The organism is Streptomyces antarcticus (assembly GCF_026627255.1).
GTDB classification, from domain to species: Bacteria; Actinomycetota; Actinomycetes; order Streptomycetales; family Streptomycetaceae; genus Streptomyces; species Streptomyces antarcticus.
Genome location: NZ_JAPNLM010000001.1, coordinates 130,120 through 151,539, shown reverse-complemented (window position 1 = coordinate 151,539; position 21,420 = coordinate 130,120). Strand labels below are relative to the sequence as shown.

The window sequence follows — 21,420 nt, the reverse complement described above, 5'->3', positions numbered from 1 at the left end:
GGAGCTCCCGGGTGACGAGCGTCGAAGAGACAACGGACCACACGGCCGACTCGGGACCCGGCGGATACGCCGCGGCCCGGCTGCGACTCCTCCAGGAGGAGTCGCGGTCCGGGCCGTCACGGCGTTCCGCCCTGGCCGGGCTGACCGACGACTGGCTGAACGCACTGTTCAAGACCGCCGTACGGGAGACGGGCGTCCGGGGAGCCACCCTGGTGGCCGTCGGCGGCTACGGACGCGGGGAGCTCTCCCCGCGCAGCGACCTCGACCTCGTGCTGCTGCACGACGGCAAGGCCGAGCCGCGGGCGCTGAGCGCGCTCGCCGACCGGATCTGGTACCCCGTGTGGGACCTCGGCCTCGCCCTCGACCACTCGGTACGGACCCCGGGGGAGGCCCGCAAGACCGCCGCCGAGGACCTGAAGGCGCACCTCGGACTGCTCGACGCGCGGCCCGTCGCCGGTGACGCCGGGCTGCTGGCCGGCCTGCGGACCTCGGTCCTGGCCGACTGGCGCAACCAGGCCGCCAAGCGGCTCCCGCAGCTGCACTCCCTGTGCCGCGAGCGGGCCGAACGCTCCGGGGAGCTCCGCTTCCTGCTCGAACCCGACCTCAAGGAGGCCCGCGGCGGCCTCCGGGACGTCACCGCGCTGCGGGCGGTGGCCGCGTCCTGGCTGGCCGACGCCCCGCGCGAGGGACTCGGCGAAGCGCGGCGCCGCCTGCTGGACGCGCGCGACGCCCTGCACCTGGTGACCGGCCGGGCCACCGACCGGCTCTCCCTCCAGGAACAGGACCAGGTCGCGGGGCGGCTCGGACTCCTCGACGCGGACGCGCTGCTGCGCGAGGTGTACGAGGCCGCGCGCGTGGTCTCCTACGCCGGCGACGTGACCTGGCGCGAGGTCGGCCGGGTGCTGCGGGCCCGCGCGGCCAAACCCCGGCTGCGCGGTCTGCTCGGCACCCGCGGCCCGGCCGCCGCCGAGCGGGCGCCGCTCGCGGAGGGCGTCGTGGAGGCCGACGGCGAGGCCGTACTGGCCCTGGCGGCCCGGCCCGAGCGGGACCCGGTGCTGCCGCTGCGGTTCGCCGCGGCCGCCGCGCAGGCGGGCCTGCCCGTCTCCCTGCACTCCGTACGCCGGCTCGCGGCGCAGGCCAAACCGCTGCCCGTGCCGTGGCCCGCCGAGGCCCGGGAACAGCTGCTGACGCTGCTGGGCGCGGGGGAGCCGATGGTCGGCGTCTGGGAGGCCATGGAGGCGGAAGGGCTGATCACCCGGCTGCTGCCCGACTGGGAACGGGTCCGGTGCCGCCCGCAGCGCAACCCCGTCCACACCTGGACGGTCGACCGCCATCTGATCGAGACGGCCGTGCGCGCCTCGGCGCTCACCCGCCGGGTCGGCCGCCCCGACCTGCTGCTGACGGCCGCCCTGCTGCACGACATCGGCAAGGGCTGGCCCGGGGACCACTCGGTGGCCGGCGAGACCATCGCGCGCGACGTCGCCGCCCGCGTCGGCTTCGGCGCCGCGGACGTCGCCGTGCTGGGGACGCTCGTACGCCACCACCTGCTGCTGATCGACACCGCGACCCGGCGCGACCTGGACGACCCGGCGACCGTACGCGCGGTCGCCGAGGCCGTGGGCTCCACCTCCACGCTGGAGATACTGCACGCCCTCACCGAGGCGGACGCCCTCGCCACCGGGCCCGCCGCGTGGAGCACCTGGCGGGGATCGCTGGTCGCGGACCTCGTCGCCCGGGTCGCCGCCGTGCTGCGCGGTGCCACCCCGGCGGTACGGGAGCTGGAGATCCCCACGACGGAGCAGGAACGCCTCGCGATCGAGGCCCTGCGCACCGGGGAACCCGTGCTCGCCCTGCACGCCCGCCGGGAGGAGGACGACGCGGTCGGGGTGGAGCTGGTCGTCGCCGTCCCGGACCAGCCGGGGGTCCTCCCCGCGGTGGCCGGGGTGCTGGCCCTGCACCGGCTCACCGTACGGGCGGCCGAACTGCGCTCCCTGGAACTGCCCGGCCAACTGGGGGAGGTCCTCGTACTGCGCTGGCGGGTCGCGGCGGAGTACGGCTCGCTGCCCGAGTCCGCCCGGCTGCGCACCGATCTGGTCCGGGCCCTGGACGGCTCGCTGGACGTCCCCGCGAAGCTCGCCGACCGCGAGGCGGCCTACCCGCGGCGGCGCGGGGTCGTCCCTCCGCCGCCCCGGGTCACCGTGGTCCCGGACGTCTCCTCCCTGGCCACGGTCCTGGAGGTGCGGGCCCCGGACGCGGTGGGACTGCTCCACCGCATCGGCCGCGCCCTGGAGTCGGCGGGCGTCCGGGTCCGCAGCGCCCACGTCTCGACACCGGGCGCCGACGCGGTGGACACCGTGTACGTGGTCGACGGGGACGGCAAGCCCCTGCCGGCCGCGGGAGCGGCGGCCCTGGCCCGTTCGGTACAGGCGGCCCTGGCCTGATCGCCGCACTCCGCCCCTTCCCTTCCCCGCGGTCCGCCCGGGGGAACGGGAGGGGCGCAGAGGGGAATGCGGACCGAAGGGCCGGGCCGGCGGCGCGGCCCGATACCCTGGTGGACGACCACACCGCCCCCGACCCGAGGAATCGCGACCACCGTGTTCGATACGCTCTCCGACCGCTTGGCGAATACCTTCAAGGGCCTGCGCGGCAAAGGCCGGCTGTCCGAGGCTGACATCGACGCCGCGGCCCGGGAAATCCGTATCGCGCTCCTCGAGGCCGACGTCGCCCTTCCGGTCGTCCGCTCCTTCATCGCGAACGTCAAGGAACGCGCGCGCGGTGAAGAGGTCAGCAAGGCCCTGAACCCCGGCCAACAGGTCCTCAAGATCGTCAACGACGAGCTCGTGACGATCCTCGGCGGCGAGACCCGGCGGCTGCGGTTCGCCAAGACCGCCCCCACCGTGATCATGCTGGCCGGCCTCCAGGGCGCCGGTAAGACCACCCTCGCCGGAAAGCTCGGTCTGTGGCTGAAGGGGCAGGGCCACTCCCCGCTCCTCGTGGCGTGCGACCTCCAGCGCCCCAACGCCGTCAACCAGCTCTCCGTCGTCGCCGGGCGCGCGGGCGTCGCGGTCTACGCGCCCGAGCCGGGCAACGGCGTCGGAGACCCGGTCGCGGTCGCCAAGGACTCCATCGAGTACGCGCGCACGAAGCAGTTCGACATCGTCATCGTCGACACCGCCGGCCGGCTCGGCATCGACGCCGAGCTGATGCGCCAGGCCGCCGACATCCGTGACGCGGTCAGCCCCGACGAGATCCTCTTCGTCGTCGACGCGATGATCGGCCAGGACGCGGTCAACACCGCGGAGGCCTTCCGCGACGGCGTCGGCTTCGACGGCGTCGTGCTCTCCAAGCTCGACGGCGACGCCCGAGGCGGCGCCGCGCTCTCCATCGCGCACGTCACCGGCAAGCAGATCATGTTCGCCTCGAACGGCGAGAAGCTCGACGAGTTCGATGCCTTCCACCCGGACCGCATGGCGGGCCGGATCCTCGACATGGGTGACATGCTCACCCTCATCGAGCAGGCCGAGAAGACCTTCTCGCAGGCCGAGGCCGAGAAGATGGCGGCCAAGCTCGCCAAGGGCCCCAAGGAGTTCACGCTCGACGACTTCCTGGCCCAGATGGAGCAGGTCCGCAAGATGGGCTCCATCTCCAAGCTGCTCGGCATGCTCCCGGGCATGGGCCAGATCAAGGACCAGATCAACAACATCGACGAGCGCGACGTCGACCGCACCGCCGCGATCATCAAGTCGATGACCCCGGCCGAGCGCCAGGACCCGACGATCATCAACGGCTCGCGCCGCGCCCGTATCGCCAAGGGCTCCGGCACCGAGGTCAGCGCCGTCAAGTCGCTCGTCGAGCGCTTCTTCGACGCCCGCAAGATGATGTCCCGCATGGCGCAGGGCGGCGGCATGCCGGGGATGCCGGGCATCCCCGGGATGGGCGGCGGCCCCGGCCGGCAGAAGAAGCAGATCAAGCAGGCCAAGGGCAAGCGCAAGAGCGGCAACCCGATGAAGCGCAGGGAAGAGGAGGCCGCCGCCGCGGCCCGCCGCGAGCAGGGACCGCAGGCGATCGAGCCCGCGGCCGCCGGCAACCCCTTCGGCCTCCCCGAGGGCGGCCAGGACGGCGGGGACTTCGACCTTCCCGACGAGTTCAAGAAGTTCATGAAGTAGCGGACGCGCCGCGGTCGGCCCGACCGCCCGCAGGAGGGCCCCGCCCGGGAGGTTTCCGGGCGGGGCCCTCCTGTTCGGACGGCCGTCACGCCGCCCGGCCGGTCACGCCACCCGGGCGATCACGTACCGGAAGATGTTCGGCAGCCACACGGCGCCGTCGTTCCGCTCGTACGGGTGAAGGGCCTCCGTCAGCTCCTTCTCCGCCAGCGAGGAGTCCGCCGTCCCGCAAAACGCGGCGCTCTCCCCGGCCTCCCCGTCGTCCGCGACGGGGTACAGCCCCGTGGACAGCAGCCCGCGCACCGCGCTGTCCACGTCCGCGTACCCGAAGGGGCAGAACACCCGCCCCGACCCGTCCGGCCGCAGCCCGGCCCGCTCCACCAGCGCGTCCAGGTCGCGGGGGGCCGGACCGCCGCCCAGGACCGACGGCACCGTGCATCGTTCCGCCGGGCCCCAGTCGGCCAGCACCACCGCCCCGCCCCGCCGGACGGCCGGCAGGGCCGCGGCCAGGGCCGCCGGGTCCGGTGAGAACGCCAGCAGGGCGTCGTACGGGCGGGCCGGGGCCGGCGGGTCCTCCAGCACCTCCAGCAGCCGTTCGCGGGCCAGGGCCCGCCGGGCCGGATCCGCCTCCACGCCCGTGGCCGCGGCTCCCCGCCCGGCCGCCAGCAGCAGGGGCAGTCCCGCCCCGCAGTCGAGGTCCAGCAGCCGGTCGCCCGGCCCGACCTCCAGCCGGTCGTAGACCGCCTCGTACAGCGGTACCAGCATCCGTTCCTGGATCTCCGCCCAATCCCGGGCGACAAGCGTCGCCGTCGGCGTCGGTGTCATCGAAAGAGCGCTCCTGATTCCATGTCGCCCCCTTGCCCCCGTTGACAGAGAACTCCCGATTTGCCCTCGCGTCCAGAGGAGGGAGCCACCCGATTCACGCTCGGTGCGCCCGGCGCCGTACCATTCGCGCCATGGCAAAGGCACCCGTTCTCACCCCGCAGGCGGAGGATTTCCCCCGCTGGTACCAGGATCTGATCAACAAGGCCGAGCTGGCCGACAACGGTCCGGTCCGCGGCACCATGGTCATCCGGCCGTACGGCTACGGCCTGTGGGAGCGGATGCAGCAGGAGATGGACGCGCGCATCAAGGACGCGGGCGCCCAGAACGCGTACTTCCCGCTGTTCATTCCGCAGTCGTACCTGACGAGGGAAGCCGAGCACGTCGAGGGCTTCGCCCCCGAGCTGGCGGTCGTCACGCACGGCGGCGGCAAGGAGCTGGAAGAGCCGGTCGTGGTCCGGCCCACCTCCGAGACGATCATCAACGACTACTTCTCCAAGTGGGTCCAGAGCTACCGCGACCTGCCCCTGCTGATCAACCAGTGGGCCAACGTGGTCCGCTGGGAGATGCGCCCGCGCGTGTTCCTCCGTACGAGCGAGTTCCTCTGGCAGGAGGGCCACACCGCCCACGTCACGTACGAGGAGGCCCGCGAGTACGCGGCCCGGATCCACCGCGACGTCTACGGCGACTTCATGACGAACGTGCTCGGCATCGACGTCGTGCTCGGCCGCAAGACCGCCAAGGAGCGCTTCGCCGGCGCCATCAACACCCTCACCCTCGAGGGCATGATGGGCGACGGCAAGGCCCTCCAGCTGGGCACGAGCCACGAGCTCGGCACCAACTTCGCCAAGGCCTTCAATACGCAGTACCTGTCGAAGGAAGGCAAGCAGGAGCTCGTCTGGCAGACCTCGTGGGGCGTATCGACCCGCATGGTCGGCGGCCTGATCATGTCGCACGGCGACGACAACGGCCTGCGGGTCCCGCCGCGCCTCGCGCACGTCCAGGTCGTCGTCATGGCGATCAAGGGCGACGAGGCCGTGACGAAGGTCCGCGAGCTGGGCGCCCAGCTGAAGGCCGCGGGCCTTCGGGTGCACGTCGACGACCGCGTCGACACCCCCTTCGGCCGCCGCGCCGTGGACTGGGAGCTCAAGGGCGTACCGGTCCGCGTCGAGATCGGCCCCCGCGACCTGGAGGCCGGCACCGCGATGCTGGCCCGCCGGATCCCCGGCGGGAAGACCCCGGTGCGGATCGACGCGCTCGCCGGCCTGCTGCCCGAGGTGCTGGAGGAGGACCAGGCGCAGCTGCTGCGCGAGTCCCGCGAGCGCCGCGAGTCCCGTACGTCGGACGTGGCGACCATCGGGGAGGCCGCTGAGGCCGCCATCGCCGGCGGCTGGGCGCGGATCCCGTGGGCGGACCTCGGTCCCGAGGGCGAGGCGAAGCTGGCCGAGCAGGCCGTTTCCGTCCGCTGCCTGATCGCCGCCGACGGGTCGGTCCCGGAGACGGACGACGCCCCCGGTACCCTCGCCATCGTCGCGCGTTCGTACTGATCGGACCCTGATCGGATCGCTGATCGGACCCTGCGCCCCGGCGCGCGGCTCAGGCCGCGCGCCGGGGCGTAGTCGTCGTTACGTACCGACTCCTCCGGGGATCTGCGCACCCGTCCTCGTCTTGACGCATGGGACTGAACTGACTGGTACGTGCAAAAAATTTGGAATGGCCCGGAATCGGAACACCGGGGCACCCCGGCTCGTTGTTACGACGTGAGCACGACACCACCTGTTCTCGCCGCAGAGCTGGCGCAGGCGTGGGCCGATATCCAGCGGTACCACTCCGAGCTGCCTGACCTTGCCGCGCCCGAGTCCCTGATCGGAGAGTCGTCGTCCGCCTGTGGCGCCGCACTCTCCTTCGAGCGACTGCTGCACGAGGCAGTCCACGGCATCGCCGCCGCCCGCGGCGTCCGTGACACCTCGCGCGCCGGTCGGTACCACAACCGCAGATTCCTCGCGATCGCCGAGGAGATGGGGCTGGACCACTCCGACGAGCCGCACGCCAGCAGCGGCTTCTCGCTGGTCACCCTCAACCCCGAGGCCAAGAAGCGCTACCGGCCCACGATGGAGCGGCTCCAGCGGGCCCTGAAGGCCCACACGGCCGCGACCGCCGCCGACACCAAGCGCAGCTTCCGCGGACCCGCCGCCCGGCACGGCTCCTCCGGCGGCGGGGTACGCGTCAAGGCGGTCTGCGACTGCGGGCGCAACGTGCGGGTCGTCCCCTCCGTACTGGCCCAGGCGCCGATCGTGTGCGGGGGCTGCATGAAGCCCTTCCGCATCCCCGAGGTCGCGATCGCGGTCGCCTCCTGACCGCGCGCGGCACCCCCGCGGGCGTATGGCACAATGGACAGCTGTACTCGACAGTCGCATAGGACCCCTCTCTCCTCCGGCTGACGCGTCCATCGGGCACCCGAGTACCGCAACCCCACGTGGCATCTCATGTGCCCAACCACGTCAAGTTCAGGAGACACCACTCCAGTGGCAGTCAAGATCAAGCTCAAGCGCCTCGGCAAGATTCGCCAGCCGCACTACCGCATCGTCGTCGCCGACGCCCGCACCCGCCGTGACGGTCGCGCGATCGAAGAGATCGGTATCTACCACCCGACGTACAACCCGTCGCGCATCGAGGTCAACGCCGAGCGTGCGCAGTACTGGCTGTCCGTCGGCGCCCAGCCCACCGAGGCTGTGCTCGCCATCCTGAAGCTGACCGGTGACTGGCAGGCGCACAAGGGCCTTCCGGCCCCCGCGCCGCTGCTGCAGCCGGAGACCAAGGAGAGCAAGCGCCGCACCTTCGACGAGTTCGCCAAGGCCCTCGAGGGCATCGGCGAGGGCAAGGGCGACGCCATCACGCAGAAGGCGAAGAAGGCCGACAAGAAGGCGGACGAGGCTGAGGCCACCGCCGAGTCGACCGAGGCCTGAGCATGCTCGAGGAGGCTCTTGAGCACCTCGTGAAGGGCATTGTGGACAATCCCGACGAAGTGCGGGTCGCCTCGCGCGATCTGCGTCGCGGACAGGTGCTCGAGGTCCGGGTCCACCCGGACGACCTCGGGAAGGTGATCGGTCGCAACGGCCGCACCGCACGTGCACTGCGTACCGTCGTGGGCGCCATCGGCGGCCGAGGCATCCGTGTCGACCTCGTCGATGTGGACCAGGTCCGCTGAGACCGCGTCCATCGCAAGAATGAATCACCGGCACGGGCCGGGGAGGGCATACGTGCCCGCCCCGGCCCGTCGTCGTCTGAACAGGAGAGCACAGTGGAGCTGGTAGTCGCGCGGATCGGCCGCGCCCACGGCATCAAGGGCGAGGTCACCGTCGAGGTGCGCACCGACGAGCCCGAGCAGCGGCTCGGCCCGGGCGCCGTCCTGCGGACCGACCCGGCGTCGGCGGGACCGCTGACGATCGAGACGGGCCGGGTGCACAGCGGCCGGCTGCTGCTGCGCTTCGCCGGCGTCAAGGACCGTACCGGCGCCGAGGCGCTGCGCAACATCCTGCTGATCGCCGAGGTGGACCCGGCGGAGCTGCCGGAGGAGCCCGACGAGTACTACGACCACCAGCTGATGGACCTCGACGTGGTCCTCGCCGACGGCACCGAGGTGGGCCGGATCACCGAGATCTCCCACCTGCCCTCGCAGGACCTCTTCATCGTCGAGCGGCCCGACGGCACCGAAGTGATGATCCCCTTCGTCGAGGAGATCGTCGCCGAGATCGACCTGGAGGAGCAGCGCTGCGTCATCACGCCGCCGCCCGGGCTGATCGACGACCGGGCGGAGGTCGCCTCGGCGCGCGACGCCGGGGAAGAAGCCTGATGCGTCTCGACGTCGTCACGATCTTCCCCGAGTACCTGGAGCCGCTGAACGTCTCGCTCGTCGGCAAGGCCCGCGCCCGCGGCCAGCTCGACGTACACGTCCACGACCTGCGCGACTGGACGTACGACCGGCACAACACGGTCGACGACACCCCGTACGGCGGCGGTCCCGGCATGGTCATGAAGACCGAGCCGTGGGGCGAGGCCCTGGACGCGGCGCTGGCCGACGGCTACGAGTCGGGGGCGCGCGGACCGGTCCTGGTCGTGCCCACGCCCAGCGGCCGCCCGTTCACCCAGGAGCTGGCCGTCGAGCTCTCCGAGCGGCCATGGCTGGTCTTCACGCCGGCCCGCTACGAGGGCATCGACCGCCGGGTGATGGACGAGTACGCGACGCGGATGCCGGTGTACGAGGTCTCCATCGGCGACTACGTGCTGGCGGGCGGCGAGGCCGCCGTCCTGGTGATCACCGAGGCGGTGGCGCGGCTGCTGCCCGGCGTGCTCGGCAACGCCGAGTCGCACCGGGACGACTCCTTCGCGCCCGGCGACATGGCGAACCTGCTGGAGGGGCCCGTCTACACCAAGCCCCCCCGGTGGCGCGGCCGGGACATCCCGGACGTGCTGGTCAGCGGCCACCACGGGAAGATCGCCCGCTGGCGGCGGGACGAGGCCTTCCGGCGGACCGCGGGCAACCGTCCGGACCTGATCGAGCGCTGCGAGGCCGCCGCGTTCGACAAGAAGGACCGCGAGCTCCTCTCCGCCCTGGGCTGGACGCCGTCCGCCGACGGACGATTTTGGCTCAGGCCGCAGGCCGTGGAAGAATAGGCGGCTGCTGTGTGCTCGTGGACGCCCCTGCCACAGGGGGACCGTCGTCCGCAGGGTGACGCAGCTCCCGAATTCTCTCCGGAAACCCGCACCGGCGACCTGTGGCGTCGTGCGAAGAAAGCAGACGAAGAAACATGTCTCACCTGCTCGATGGCGTCAACGCCGCTGCGCTCCGCTCGGACCTCCCGGCCTTCCGCCCGGGTGACACGGTCAACGTCCACGTCCGCGTGATCGAGGGCAACCGCTCCCGTATCCAGCAGTTCAAGGGTGTAGTCATCCGCCGCCAGGGCGCCGGCGTCTCCGAGACCTTCACGGTCCGCAAGGTCTCCTTCAGCGTCGGCGTGGAGCGCACCTTCCCGGTCCACTCCCCGATCTTCGAGAAGATCGAGCTCGTCAGCCGCGGTGACGTCCGCCGCGCCAAGCTGTACTTCCTCCGTGAGCTCCGCGGCAAGGCCGCGAAGATCAAGGAGAAGCGCGACCACTGAGGTCCCCTCCGGGGTCCGGGGGCGGCCGGATAGGCTCGCTCCCGATGGACACCGAAGCACCTCACACGCAGCGCGGCCACTCTTCCCCCGGCGAGGGGGAGGAGCGGCCGCGTTCTGCGTTCTCCCGGGGCGGGCGTCCGTACACGTGGCGGCGGACCGTCGCGCTCGGTGTGACCTGCACCGTCCTCCTGCTGCTGTTCAGCAATTTCGTGGTGCAGCCCTTCCTGATCCCGAGCCGCTCCATGGAGCCGACGCTCGAGGTCGGGGACCGGGTCCTGGTGAACAAGCTGGCTTACCGCTCCGGCGACGGGCCGCGCCGCGGGGACCTCGTGGTCTTCGACGGCACGGGCTCCTTCCTGCCCGAGCGGCCCGAGGACAACCCGGTCGGCGAGGCCCTGCACGGCGCGGCCTCGGCGCTCGGCCTCGCCGAGCCCTCGGACTCCGACTTCGTGAAGCGCGTCGTGGGAGTCGGCGGTGACGACGTGGTGTGCTGCGGTCCCGACGGGCGGATGCGGGTCAACGGGGTCCCGCTGGACGAGCCGTACCTGTACCCCGGCGACGCGCCCTCACAGGTGCCCTTCCGGATCGTGGTCCCCCTTGGGACCCTGTGGGTGATGGGTGATCATCGTTCCCAGTCCCGGGACTCCCGGGACCACCTGGGGCAACCGGGCGGGGGGATGGTGCCGGTGGACAAGGTGATCGGTCGCGCCGACTGGATCGGCTGGCCGGTGTCGCGCTGGGGTTCCGCGGGCGGCGGCCATGGGTAGCCGGGGGCGGTCGAGACGCGACCGGGAGCCCGAACCGCCCCCCGAGCCCGAGCCGGAGCCGGAGCCCGTCGCGGCGGAGGGCGGCCGCGCCCAGCGGCGCCGGCTGGCCCGCCGCGTACGGCGGCGCCGCCGCACCCGCCGGGCCGGCGAGCTGCCGCTGCTCGTGGTCGTGGCGCTGTGCATAGCCCTGGTGCTCAAGACCTTCCTGGTGCAGGCGTTCTTCATCCCGTCCGGCTCGATGGAACAGACCATCCGGATCGGCGACCGGGTGCTGGTGGACAAGCTCACCCCCTGGTTCGGCTCCGACGTGCAGCGCGGGGACGTCGTCGTGTTCAAGGACCCGGGCGGATGGCTCCAGGGCGATGCGGCCCGGCCCGCACAGGACCCCGTCGGGGTCAAGCAGGTCAAGCAGACTCTGACCTTCATCGGCCTGCTGCCCTCGGCCGACGAGCAGGACCTGATCAAGCGCGTCATCGGCGTCGGAGGGGACACCGTCGTGTGCTGCGACGGCCGGGGCCGGGTCACCGTCAACGGCGCGCCGCTCGATGAGCCGTACGTGAACCCGGGCAACGCCCCCTCCGAGATCCGTTTCGAGGTGCGGGTGCCGGCGGGGCGGCTGTTCGTGATGGGCGACCACCGGGCCAGGTCGGCGGACTCCCGCTTCCACCTCGACGAGGCCTTCGAGGGCACCATCGACGAGAACGGCGTCGTCGGCGAGGCCGTCGTGATCGCCTGGCCCTTCGGGCACTGGCGCCGGCTGGAACAGCCGGCGACCTTCCGCACGGTGCCGGATCAGGCGCGCCGCGGGGGACGCGGCCGTCGTGGGCGCGGACGGGGCGCGCCGTTCGCATAGTGTGTCCTCGGTCTCCCGCGCCTTAGGGAACTCCCGCTCGTTAGGGGAGGGGAGGGCCCGTGTCTGAATCCGGCGGGCGGCGATTTCCGAGTGAGGAGTGGATGTGGGGGATGTGGCGGTAGGCGCACGATCCGGACGCGACGAGGGCGAGGAGCGGCCGGACGACGCCGTCGAGCGCGAGGCCGAGGACGGCGGGGCCGAGGCGCATCCGCACCGCTCGTTCTGGAAGGAGCTCCCGCTCCTCATCGGCATCGCCCTGCTGCTGGCCCTCCTGATCAAGACCTTCCTCGTGCAGGCGTTCTCCATCCCGTCCGACTCCATGCAGGACACCCTGCAGCGGGGCGACCGGGTGCTGGTGGACAAGCTGACCCCGTGGTTCGGCTCCGAGCCCGAGCGCGGTGAGGTCGTGGTCTTCCACGACCCGGCGGCCTGGCTGTCCGGGGAGCCCACCCCGGAGCCCAACATCGCGCAGAAGGCGCTCAGCTGGATCGGTCTGATGCCCTCCGCGGAGGAGAAGGACCTGATCAAGCGGACCATCGCCATCGGCGGGGACACGGTCGAGTGCAAGAAGGGGGGACCGGTCGTCGTCAACGGCAAGGAGCTGGACGAGCCGTACATCTTCCCCGGCAACACCCCGTGCGACGACATGCCGTTCGGCCCGATCACCGTGCCCCAGGGCAAGATCTGGGTGATGGGCGACCACCGGCAGAACTCCCAGGACTCCCGCTACCACATGCAGGACTCCACCAAGGGCTTCGTGCCGGTCGACAAGGTCGTCGGGCGGGCCGTCGTGGTCGCGTGGCCGATCACCCGCTGGTCCACGCTGCCGGTCCCGGACACCTTCGACCAGCCGGGCATCGGCAACCAGGCCGCCGCCGTCGCGCTCGGCCTCGGCGCCTCCGGGCTGGCGCCGGTCGGGCTCGGCCCGGCCGCGCTGGGGCTCACCGGCGCGGTGCCGCTCGTGATGTGGCGGCGCCGGAGGCTGACCAGCGGTCGTACCGACCGGTAGGGTGCCGCCCAGGTCGACGATCTCCGAGTGTGGGGGCGCTGCAATGGGCGGAACACAAGCAATACGCGGTGGCGGGAACGGCCACGGCGGTCTCGGCAACGTGCTGTCGGGGATCGCCGTGGCCGTCGGCTTCGCGCTCTTCCTCGGCGGCTTCGTGTGGGGGGCGTTCGTCTACCGGCCCTACACCGTGCCGACCGATTCGATGATGCCCACGGTGCGGCCCGGGGACCGGGTGCTGGCCCAGCGCATCGGGGGCGACGAGGTGCGCCGCGGGGACGTGGTCGTCTTCACCGACACCGAGTGGAGCGACCTGCCCATGGTCAAGCGGGTCGTCGGCATCGGCGGCGACACCGTGAAGTGCTGCGGCGCGGCCGGTGAGCTGACCGTGAACGGGACGCCGCTGGACGAGCCCTACATCGACGACACCCGTCCGGACCCGGGTCTGGCCGTGCCGCCCGGGCAGGCCGACGTCGGCATCCCCTTCGAGGTCACGGTGCCCGAGGGAAACCTCTTCCTGCTGGGCGACCGGCGGAGCGCCTCGCTGGACTCCCGGTCCCACCTCCAGGAGGCCGGGCAGGGCACCGTGCCGCGGTCGGGGGTCAACGCCCGGGTCGACGCGCTGGCCTGGCCCTCGGCGGGCATGGTCGAGCGGCCGGGGACGTACGAGGCGCTGCCCGGCGGCGTGTCCCGGCCCGGGCCGCTGCTGCTCCAGGTGGCGGCGGTGGCCGCCGGAGCCGTACTGGTGGTGCTGGGAGCCGCGTACGGGCCCCTCGTACGGGCCCTGGGACGCGGGCGGCGCCGGGAGCGGGCCGATGCCGGCTGACCCGGCGGCCGGCCCCGGGGTGCGCAAGGTCGCGCGGGTGGTCCTGCTGGACCCCGCGGACCGGATCCTGCTGCTGCACGGCTTCGAGCCGGCCCAACCTGCCGACACCTGGTGGTTCACCCCGGGCGGCGGCCTGGAGGGGGCGGAGAGCCGCGAGGAGGCCGCGCTGCGGGAGCTGGCGGAGGAGACGGGGATCACACAGGTGGAGCTGGGGCCGGTGCTGTGGCGCCGGTACTGCTCCTTCCCCTTCGACGGGCGCCGCTGGGAGCAGGACGAGTGGTACTTCCTGGCCCGTACCGCCCAGACCGCGACCGAGATGGGCGGGCTCACCGAACTCGAGCGGCGCAGCGTCACCGGAGCGAGGTGGTGGACCTCCGAGGAACTGCTCTCGGCCCATGAGACGGTGTACCCGACCAGACTCGCCGAGCTGCTCCGTACGCTGCTCGACGACGGTCCTCCGGGTGCGCCGGTGGTCCTGGCCCCGGAAATCGTTCAGGGGCGCGGAGGCCTGGCGCACAATGGGGGGACGCACGGCTGAAGGGGAACATGCCATGAGTGCCGAGGACCTCGAAAAGTACGAGACCGAGATGGAGCTGAAGCTCTATCGGGAGTACCGCGACGTCGTCGGGCTGTTCAAGTACGTGATCGAGACCGAACGCCGTTTCTATCTCACCAACGACTACGAGATGCAGGTGCACTCGGTCCAGGGGGAGGTCTTCTTCGAGGTCTCGATGGCCGACGCGTGGGTCTGGGACATGTACCGGCCGGCCCGTTTCGTGAAGCAGGTACGGGTGCTGACTTTCAAGGACGTGAACATCGAGGAGCTCAACAAGAGCGACCTCGAACTTCCGGGCGGCTGAGGTCCCCGTCCGGCGCCGCTTTCCTCCCTCCTGCCGGCGCCGCCGCCCTCCCTCCTGAGGGTGACCGCGATATCCACAACGCCGCCGTTGTCCACCAAGATCCACGGGGTGGGCGGGGGCACGGGATCGTCGGTGCCGGAGGTGGTGCCGAATGGACACGAAGGACGTGGCACGGCAGGCGCTCGGGCGCTACGGCGAGGAGCTGGCGGCGCGCCGGCTGACCGAGGCCGGGATGACCGTGATCGCGCGGAACTGGCGGTGCCGGGGCGGGGAGATCGACATCGTGGCGCGGGACGGGGACGCCCTCGTCGTCTGCGAGGTCAAGACCCGCCGGGCGGGCGTTTTCGAACACCCCATGGCCGCGGTGCGGCCCGGCAAGGCCGAGCGGTTGCGCGGACTCGCCGGGCGCTGGCTCCTCGACCACGGAGGACCGCCCCCGGGCGGAGTGCGGATCGACCTCGTCGGTGTCGTGCTGCCGCGGCGCGGGGCGCCCGTGGTGGAGCACGTCCGGGGGGTGGCGTGATGGGGTTCGCCCGAGCCTGTTCCGTGGCTCTGGTGGGCGTCGACGGCGTGGTGGTGGAGGTCCAGGCCGACCTGGAGCCCGGAGTGGCCGCCTTCACCCTGGTGGGCCTGCCCGACAAGACCCTGGTCGAGAGCCGGGACCGGGTGCGGGCCGCCGTCGTCAACTCGGGGGCGGCCTGGCCGCAGAAGAAGCTCACGGTCGGGCTGAGCCCCGCCTCCGTACCGAAGTCCGGGGCCGGCTTCGACCTCGCCGTGGCCGCCGCGGTGCTGGGGGCCGCCGAGGTGGTCGACCCGGGGACGATCGCCGATCTCGTGCTGATCGGCGAGCTCGGTCTGGACGGCCGGGTCCGCCCGGTCCGGGGGATCCTGCCCGCCGTCCTCGCGGCGGCGGAGGCCGGCTACCGGCAGGTGGTCGTACCGCAGCAGTGCGCCTCCGAGGCTGCTCTCGTGCCCGACGTGTCCGTGCTCGGCGTACGCAGCCTGCGGCAGCTGATCGCGGTGCTCACGGGCGGGGAGGTTCCCGAGGAGGAGCACCTCGGCCCGCCGGGGCGGCCCGATCCGATGCTGGCCGGGCTGGTGCTCCCGGGGGCGGGGCTCGGCACCGGCATCACCCCGGGCCGGGGCGACAGCGCCGACGTCCCCGACCTCGCCGACGTGGCCGGGCAGCACGGCGCGCGCCGCGCCCTGGAGGTGGCGGCCGCGGGGGGCCACCACCTCTTCCTCAGCGGGCCCCCCGGGGCGGGCAAGACGATGCTGGCCGAGCGGCTGCCCTGGATCCTCCCGCCGCTCGGCCGGCGGGAGTCGGTGGAGGTCACGGCCGTCCACTCGGTCGCGGGAATCCTCCCGCCCGGCGAGCCGCTGGTCTCCCGGCCGCCCTACTGCGCGCCGCACCACTCCGCCACCATGCAGTCCCTGGTGGGCGGCGGGAACGGGGTACCCCGGCCGGGCGCGGTGTCCCTGGCCCACCGGGGCGTGCTGTTCCTGGACGAAGCCGCCGAGTTCCACGGCCGTGCGCTGGACGCGCTGCGCCAGCCCCTCGAATCGGGCCACGTGGTCATCGCGCGCGCCGCCGGGGTGGTGCGGCTGCCCGCCCGGTTCCTGATGGTGCTCGCGGCCAACCCCTGCCCGTGCGGGCGGCACACGCTCCAGGGGCAGGGGTGCGAATGCCCGGCCTCGGTGATCCGGCGCTACCAGGCGAGGCTGTCCGGGCCCCTGCTCGACCGGGTGGACCTGCGGGTCGCGGTGGAGCCGGTGACCCGCTCCGACCTGCTCCGCCAGGGCGGGCGCGGGGAGTCCACCGCGGTCGTCGCCGACCGGGTCCGCGAGGCGCGGGAGCGCGCCGCGTCCCGGCTCGCCGACACCCCCTGGCTGCTCAACTCCGAGGTGCCCGGGCAGGAGCTGCGCACCCGGTGGCCCGTGGACCCCGGAGCGCTGGGCCAGGCCGAACGCGACCTGGAACGCGGGATGCTCAGCGCGCGCGGGCTGGACCGGGTGCTGCGGGTCGCCTGGACCGTGGCCGACCTGCGGGGTCGGGACCGGCCGGCGGCGCCGGACGTGGCGGTCGCGCTCGAACTGCGGACCGGGATCGCCCGCGGGGCGGCGCTCGAGACGGGGGCAGCGGCATGACCGGGTGGCCGGAGGCGGGGCGCGTGCCGGAGCCGGACCCGGGGCGGCGGCCGGGGGAGCGGCCGGGGAACGGGCCGGGCCGGGTTTCGCAGGACGGGCCGGGCCGGGTGCCCGGGGAGAGGCCGGAGCCGGATCGGGAGCGGGGGTCCGAGCGGGGGACGGGGTGTCCGCCGGGGCGACTGCCGGGGCAAGGCCCGGGAGGAGAGGTGGAGTTGCTGGCGCGGGCGGCCCTGACCCGGGTGCTGGAGCCCGGGGAGGAGCGGGGCGGCCGCTGGCTGCGGGAGCACGGTGCCGTGGGGCTGATACGGCTGCTGACCGGCCCCGAGCCGGAGGCGGCCGTGCTCACCGGGGTGCGCCCGGACCGGCTCGCCGGGTACCGCAGGCGGGCGGCGCTGGCCGACCCCCGGCGGGACCTGGCGCTGGCCGCCGCGGCGGGGGGCCGGTTCGTGTGCCCCGGATCGGCGGAGTGGCCGACCCAGCTCGACGACCTCGCCGACGCCCGGCCCGTCGGGCTCTGGCTGCGGGGCCGGCCCGACCTGCGGACCTGGGCGCTGCGCTCGGTGGCCGTGGTCGGGGCCCGGGCCTGCACCCCGTACGGCGCGCACATGGCCCAGACCCTGGCCGCCGGCCTGGCCGAGCGGGGCTGGGTCGTCGTCTCCGGCGCGGCCTACGGGATCGACGGCGCCGCCCACCGGGGAGCCCTCGCCTCGGGTGGCGCCACCGCGGCGGTGCTGGCCTGCGGCGTGGACGTGTCCTACCCGCGCGGGCACGCCGGGCTCCTCGGCCGGATCGCCGGTCAGGGGCTGGTCCTCGGGGAGCTGCCGCCCGGCAGCCACCCCACCCCCAGCCGGTTCGTCCTGCGCAACCGGGTCATCGCCGCCCTCACCCGGGGCACGGTGGTGGTGGAGGCCGCCCACCGCAGCGGCTCGCTGGTGACCGCCCGCCGGGCCCAGCAGCTCGGGCGGTTCACCATGGGGGTGCCGGGGCCCGCGACGAGCGGACTCTCCGCGGGGGTGCACGAGTTGCTGCGGGGCGAGGCCGTGCTCGTCTCCGACGCGGCGGAGGTCGTCGAGCTGGTCGGATCCATCGGCGAACTGGCCCCCGAGCGGCGCGGACCGGTCCTCGCCCGGGACCTGCTGGACCGCGCCACGGCCCGTGTGCTCGAAGCGCTCCCGGCCGGCCGGCCCGCGGACGTGGAGGAGTTGGCACTTGCCTCCGGCACCGGCACCGATGAAGTCATCGGCAGACTGTACGAACTTCACTCTCTGGGGTTCGTCGAACGGCAGGGCGACGTCTGGCAGTTGAGCAGACAAACGCCGGAAGCGCGCACGCAAACCGGGTCCGCCCGGCGAGGCGGTCGTTGACCTGGGGCGTTCCGGTGAAAGAGTGAAACCGATGAGAGACGCGGTGCTCCCGGCGGCAGCAGCCGGGACCGGGCGCCATGCGCCGGTCCCGGGTCGGCCGCGCGAGTCCGGACGCCGTCGAGGCCCCGCGCGATCCCGTACTCTTCGCGCACCGCGACACTTCCGTCACGCTACGCTCCCAAGGAATCCGGCTCCGGCAAAGGCGAAGCATGCCCCAGCACACCTCAGGGTCTGACCGCGCTGCGGTGCCCCCCGCAGCCCGCGGCGGCGTGCGGTCCGCCGCACCCTCGTCCCTGGAGGTGCTGTGGCGCTCGTACAAGGAGTCGGGTGACGAGCGGCTGCGAGAGCAGCTGATCCTGCACTACTCGCCCCTGGTGAAGTACGTCGCGGGCCGCGTCAGCGTGGGCCTGCCGCCCAACGTGGAGCAGGCCGACTTCGTCTCCTCCGGGGTCTTCGGGCTGATCGACGCCATCGAGAAGTTCGACATCGAGCGGTCGATCAAGTTCGAGACGTACGCGATCACCAGGATCCGCGGCGCGATGATCGACGAGCTGCGTGCGCTGGACTGGATCCCCCGCTCGGTCCGCCAGAAGGCCCGGGCCGTGGAGCGCGCCTACTCCACGCTGGAGGCCCAGCTGCGGCGCACCCCGACCGAGAGCGAGGTCGCGGGCGAGATGGGGATCGGAGTGGAGGACCTCCACGCCGTATTCAGCCAGCTGTCCCTGGCGAACGTCGTCGCGCTGGAGGAACTCCTGCACGCCGGCGGGGAGGGCGGCGACCGGCTCTCGCTGATGGACACCCTGGAGGACCGGGCCGCCGACGACCCGGTGGAGGTCGCGGAGGACCGCGAGCTGCGGCGCCTGCTGGCCCGGGCCATCAACACGCTGCCCGAGCGGGAGAAGACGGTGGTCACCCTCTACTACTACGAGGGCCTCACCCTGGCCGAGATCGGCAACGTGCTGGGTGTCACCGAGAGCCGGGTCAGCCAGATCCACACCAAGTCGGTGCTGCAACTGCGGGCGAAGCTGGCCGATGTGGGGCGGTGAGCTTGCGGGACCTCCGTAGAGTGGACGCGTGCCCAGGATTCGAGCGGCCTCCGTGGCCGAGCACCGGTCGATGCAGCGCGGCGCCCTCTTGGACGCCGCGCGTTCCCTGCTGTCCGAAGGCGGGACGGAGGCGCTGACCTTCCCCGCCCTCGCGGAGCGGACCGGCCTCGCCCGGTCCTCCGTGTACGAGTACTTCCGCTCCCGCGCCGCCGTGGTCGAGGAACTGTGCACGGTGGACTTCCCCGTGTGGGCCGCCGAGATCGAGGCGGCCATGGAGCGGGCCGAGTCGCCCGAGGCGAAGATCGAGGCCTACGTGCGCAGCCAGTTGGCGCTGGTGGGCGACCGCCGGCACCGGGCCGTGGTGGCGATCTCTGCCAGCGAGCTGGACGCCGGGGCGCGGGAGAAGATCCGTGCCGCGCACGGCGGGCTGGTGGCGATGATCGTCGAGGCGCTGGCCGCCCTGGGGCAGGCCGAGCCCAGGCTGGCCGCGATGCTGCTGCAGGGTGTCGTGGACGCCGCGGTACGCCGGATCGAGCTCGGCGCGGCCGAGGAGCCCGGTGTCGTGGCGGAGGCGGCCGTCGCCATGGCCCTGCGCGGCGTCCGGGGCTGAGGCCCGGCGCCTCCCCTCAGGTGCCGCCGGGTGCGGCGGGCAGCAGGCGCGCGGTCGGCCGGGGGAGCAGTGACAGCGGGTTGAGGTACGTCTCGCCCGCCAGCAGGCCCCAGTGCAGGCACGGCGCCGGGCAGTGGGAGCCCTCCGTGAGGACCGCCACCACCTGGCCCGCCGTGACCCGCCCGCCCTCCGCGACCAGGGGCCGCACCGGTTCGTAGGTCGTTCGCAGTCCGTTCGCCAGCGCGAGGGAGAGGACGCCCCGGCCGGCCACCTGCCCCGCGTAGTGCACCCGGCCTTCGGCCACCGCTCGGAGCTCGGCGCCCACCGGCGCGGACAGGTCCACCCCGCGGTGGCCGGCCGCGTACGGGGTCGGGGGCGGGTCCCACCAGCGGGCCACCGTCAGGGGCGGGGGCAGCGGCCGGATCGATGGGGCGGCGGCCTGGGCCAGGGCCAGGAACAGGGCGAACAGCAGGGTCGGCAAGGTCGTCATGGGACCCAGAGTCCCGCGCGCCCGGCAGCCGCGGCGGGGCCTGTGGACAAGACCCGGGGTGTGGACAACGGCGTCACCCGGCATACCGCCGGGTCCCGTACACTTCTTGTGGCGATCCGGGTCACCGGGTCGACTTCGCACGCCCCAACATCAGCCCGAAACGGCCTGGTGACAGCGTCTCTCGGTCCCTCTACGGGGCAGGACGCGGCGGGGCGTCAGGAACCAAACCGAGAAAACAAGGAGATGGCCATGGCCGTCGTAACGATGCGGGAGCTGCTGGAAAGCGGCGTCCACTTCGGTCACCAGACCCGTCGCTGGAACCCGAAGATGAAGCGCTTCATCTTCACCGAGCGCAACGGCATCTACATCATCGACCTGCTCCAGTCGCTGTCGTACATCGACCGCGCCTACGAGTTCGTGAAGGAGACCGTCGCGCACGGCGGCTCCATCATGTTCATCGGTACCAAGAAGCAGGCGCAGGAGGCCATCGCCGAGCAGGCGACGCGCGTTGGCATGCCGTACGTCAACCAGCGGTGGCTGGGTGGCATGCTCACCAACTTCTCGACCGTCTACAAGCGCCTCCAGCGTCTGAAGGAGCTTGAGGGGATCGACTTCGAGGACGTCGCCGCCTCGGGTCTCACCAAGAAGGAGCTCCTGGTCCTCTCGCGCGAGAAGATCAAGCTGGAGAAGACCCTCGGTGGTATCCGCGAGATGTCGAAGGTTCCCAGCGCCGTCTGGATCGTCGACACCAAGAAGGAGCACATCGCCGTCGGTGAGGCGCGCAAGCTCCACATCCCGGTCGTCGCGATCCTCGACACCAACTGCGACCCCGACGAGGTCGACTACAAGATCCCGGGCAACGACGACGCGATCCGCTCCGTCACCCTGCTCACCCGCGTGATCGCCGACGCCGTCGCCGAGGGCCTCATCGCCCGCTCCGGCGCTGCGACCGGCGACTCGAAGCCGGGCGAGAAGGCCGCTGCCGAGCCGCTCGCCGAGTGGGAGCGCGACCTGCTCGAGGGCGACAAGAAGGCTGACGACGCCGAGGCCGCTCCGGCCGCCGACGCCGCCGCCGACGCTGAGGTTGTCGAGGCTCCGGCCGCCGACGCCGAGGCCGAGGTTGTCGAGGCTCCGGCCGCCGACGCCGCCGCCGACGCTGAGGTTGTCGAGGCTCCGGCCGCCGACGCCGAGCAGGCCTGACCCACTGGGAGAGCCCGGCGTTCACCCGCCGGGCACTCACGGTACGGACGATGACGGCGGGGGAGCCGCGCCACGAGCGCGGCGCCTCCGCCGTTCACCCGTAGAT

The 21,420-nt window shown here is 72.9% G+C and carries 23 protein-coding genes; 21 read left to right on the top strand and 2 right to left on the bottom strand.

All coding sequences use genetic code 11. From position 1 onward, the window contains the following. Nucleotides 1-11: 11 nt before the first annotated feature. Together OTB16_RS00680 and ffh are read left to right on the top strand one after the other, a co-directional pair. On the top strand, nucleotides 12-2,441 hold the full coding sequence (locus OTB16_RS00680) for a [protein-PII] uridylyltransferase (RefSeq protein WP_267717596.1): 2,430 nt from the start codon (nucleotides 12-14) through the stop codon (nucleotides 2,439-2,441). A 153-nt stretch (nucleotides 2,442-2,594) separates the two neighbouring features. Further along, nucleotides 2,595-4,166 carry a signal recognition particle protein gene (gene ffh, locus OTB16_RS00675; RefSeq protein ID WP_267717595.1) on the top strand — a complete coding sequence of 524 codons (1,572 nt, stop codon included), beginning with the start codon at nucleotides 2,595-2,597 and terminating at the stop codon, nucleotides 4,164-4,166. Nucleotides 4,167-4,268: 102 nt separating this feature from the next. Here the strand turns inward: ffh and OTB16_RS00670 are convergent, their stop codons facing one another. After that, the gene (locus tag OTB16_RS00670) at nucleotides 4,269-4,988 is read right to left on the bottom strand and encodes a class I SAM-dependent methyltransferase (protein WP_267717593.1); all 720 of its coding nucleotides are present in this window, start codon (nucleotides 4,986-4,988) and stop codon (nucleotides 4,269-4,271) included. 131 nt (nucleotides 4,989-5,119) lie between these two features. On the opposite strand from OTB16_RS00670, the gene proS reads away from it, so the two are divergent. From proS to OTB16_RS00580, 18 genes are all read left to right on the top strand, one after another. After that, complete coding sequence (gene proS, locus OTB16_RS00665; protein ID WP_267717592.1) at nucleotides 5,120-6,532, top strand: proline--tRNA ligase; 1,413 nt, start codon at nucleotides 5,120-5,122, stop codon at nucleotides 6,530-6,532. A 213-nt stretch (nucleotides 6,533-6,745) separates the two neighbouring features. Beyond that, the gene (locus OTB16_RS00660) at nucleotides 6,746-7,342 is read left to right on the top strand and encodes a hypothetical protein (RefSeq protein ID WP_267717591.1); all 597 of its coding nucleotides are present in this window, start codon (nucleotides 6,746-6,748) and stop codon (nucleotides 7,340-7,342) included. A 168-nt stretch (nucleotides 7,343-7,510) separates the two neighbouring features. Then, nucleotides 7,511-7,951, top strand: a complete 441-nt coding sequence (gene rpsP, locus OTB16_RS00655) for a 30S ribosomal protein S16 (RefSeq protein ID WP_267717590.1) — start codon at nucleotides 7,511-7,513, stop codon at nucleotides 7,949-7,951. Nucleotides 7,952-7,953: 2 nt separating this feature from the next. Beyond that, on the top strand, nucleotides 7,954-8,193 hold the full coding sequence (locus tag OTB16_RS00650; protein WP_215031517.1) for an RNA-binding protein: 240 nt from the start codon (nucleotides 7,954-7,956) through the stop codon (nucleotides 8,191-8,193). Nucleotides 8,194-8,286: 93 nt separating this feature from the next. Next, the gene (gene rimM / locus OTB16_RS00645; protein ID WP_267717589.1) at nucleotides 8,287-8,838 is read left to right on the top strand and encodes a ribosome maturation factor RimM; all 552 of its coding nucleotides are present in this window, start codon (nucleotides 8,287-8,289) and stop codon (nucleotides 8,836-8,838) included. Further along, on the top strand, nucleotides 8,838-9,659 hold the full coding sequence (gene trmD / locus OTB16_RS00640; protein ID WP_267717588.1) for a tRNA (guanosine(37)-N1)-methyltransferase TrmD: 822 nt from the start codon (nucleotides 8,838-8,840) through the stop codon (nucleotides 9,657-9,659). The genes rimM and trmD overlap by 1 nt, the downstream gene beginning before the upstream one ends. 134 nt (nucleotides 9,660-9,793) lie before the next feature. Next, entirely contained in the window at nucleotides 9,794-10,144 is a 351-nt protein-coding gene (rplS, locus tag OTB16_RS00635; RefSeq protein WP_267717586.1) for a 50S ribosomal protein L19, read from the top strand. Nucleotides 10,145-10,188: 44 nt separating this feature from the next. Continuing rightward, a complete protein-coding gene (gene lepB, locus OTB16_RS00630) occupies nucleotides 10,189-10,911 on the top strand; it encodes a signal peptidase I (protein WP_267717585.1) in 723 nt (240 codons plus the stop codon). Beyond that, nucleotides 10,904-11,764: a signal peptidase I gene (lepB, locus tag OTB16_RS00625; protein ID WP_383900301.1), complete on the top strand. Its 861-nt coding sequence runs from the start codon at nucleotides 10,904-10,906 to the stop codon at nucleotides 11,762-11,764. Before lepB (OTB16_RS00630) ends, lepB (OTB16_RS00625) begins: the two co-directional genes overlap by 8 nt. A gap of 112 nt (nucleotides 11,765-11,876) precedes the next feature. Beyond that, nucleotides 11,877-12,773 carry a signal peptidase I gene (gene lepB / locus OTB16_RS00620; RefSeq protein WP_267717584.1) on the top strand — a complete coding sequence of 299 codons (897 nt, stop codon included), beginning with the start codon at nucleotides 11,877-11,879 and terminating at the stop codon, nucleotides 12,771-12,773. Between the two features lie 43 nt (nucleotides 12,774-12,816). Next, nucleotides 12,817-13,596 carry a signal peptidase I gene (lepB, locus tag OTB16_RS00615; protein ID WP_267717583.1) on the top strand — a complete coding sequence of 260 codons (780 nt, stop codon included), beginning with the start codon at nucleotides 12,817-12,819 and terminating at the stop codon, nucleotides 13,594-13,596. Further along, nucleotides 13,586-14,134, top strand: a complete 549-nt coding sequence (locus OTB16_RS00610) for an NUDIX hydrolase (protein ID WP_267717582.1) — start codon at nucleotides 13,586-13,588, stop codon at nucleotides 14,132-14,134. Before lepB (OTB16_RS00615) ends, OTB16_RS00610 begins: the two co-directional genes overlap by 11 nt. A gap of 13 nt (nucleotides 14,135-14,147) precedes the next feature. Further along, nucleotides 14,148-14,456: a DUF2469 domain-containing protein gene (locus OTB16_RS00605; RefSeq protein WP_003965949.1), complete on the top strand. Its 309-nt coding sequence runs from the start codon at nucleotides 14,148-14,150 to the stop codon at nucleotides 14,454-14,456. A 151-nt stretch (nucleotides 14,457-14,607) separates the two neighbouring features. Further along, nucleotides 14,608-14,979, top strand: coding sequence for a YraN family protein (locus OTB16_RS00600; RefSeq protein WP_267717581.1), 372 nt, complete (start codon nucleotides 14,608-14,610; stop codon nucleotides 14,977-14,979). Next, nucleotides 14,979-16,604 (top strand): YifB family Mg chelatase-like AAA ATPase, encoded by a 1,626-nt coding sequence (locus tag OTB16_RS00595; protein ID WP_267717580.1) that lies wholly within the window; start codon nucleotides 14,979-14,981, stop codon nucleotides 16,602-16,604. The genes OTB16_RS00600 and OTB16_RS00595 overlap by 1 nt, the downstream gene beginning before the upstream one ends. Before the next feature lie 206 nt (nucleotides 16,605-16,810). Further along, nucleotides 16,811-17,968 (top strand): DNA-processing protein DprA, encoded by a 1,158-nt coding sequence (dprA, locus tag OTB16_RS00590; protein WP_420717587.1) that lies wholly within the window; start codon nucleotides 16,811-16,813, stop codon nucleotides 17,966-17,968. A 209-nt stretch (nucleotides 17,969-18,177) separates the two neighbouring features. Next, complete coding sequence (whiG, locus tag OTB16_RS00585; protein ID WP_267717579.1) at nucleotides 18,178-19,014, top strand: RNA polymerase sigma factor WhiG; 837 nt, start codon at nucleotides 18,178-18,180, stop codon at nucleotides 19,012-19,014. Between the two features lie 52 nt (nucleotides 19,015-19,066). Then, nucleotides 19,067-19,624 (top strand): TetR/AcrR family transcriptional regulator, encoded by a 558-nt coding sequence (locus OTB16_RS00580; RefSeq protein WP_267718358.1) that lies wholly within the window; start codon nucleotides 19,067-19,069, stop codon nucleotides 19,622-19,624. A gap of 16 nt (nucleotides 19,625-19,640) precedes the next feature. Here the strand turns inward: OTB16_RS00580 and OTB16_RS00575 are convergent, their stop codons facing one another. Next, nucleotides 19,641-20,114 (bottom strand): M23 family metallopeptidase, encoded by a 474-nt coding sequence (locus OTB16_RS00575; RefSeq protein WP_267717578.1) that lies wholly within the window; start codon nucleotides 20,112-20,114, stop codon nucleotides 19,641-19,643. A gap of 249 nt (nucleotides 20,115-20,363) precedes the next feature. Here OTB16_RS00575 and rpsB point away from each other — a divergent pair, with 249 nt between their 5' ends. Then, entirely contained in the window at nucleotides 20,364-21,314 is a 951-nt protein-coding gene (rpsB, locus tag OTB16_RS00570) for a 30S ribosomal protein S2 (protein WP_267717577.1), read from the top strand. The last annotated feature ends 106 nt before the right edge of the window (nucleotides 21,315-21,420 follow it).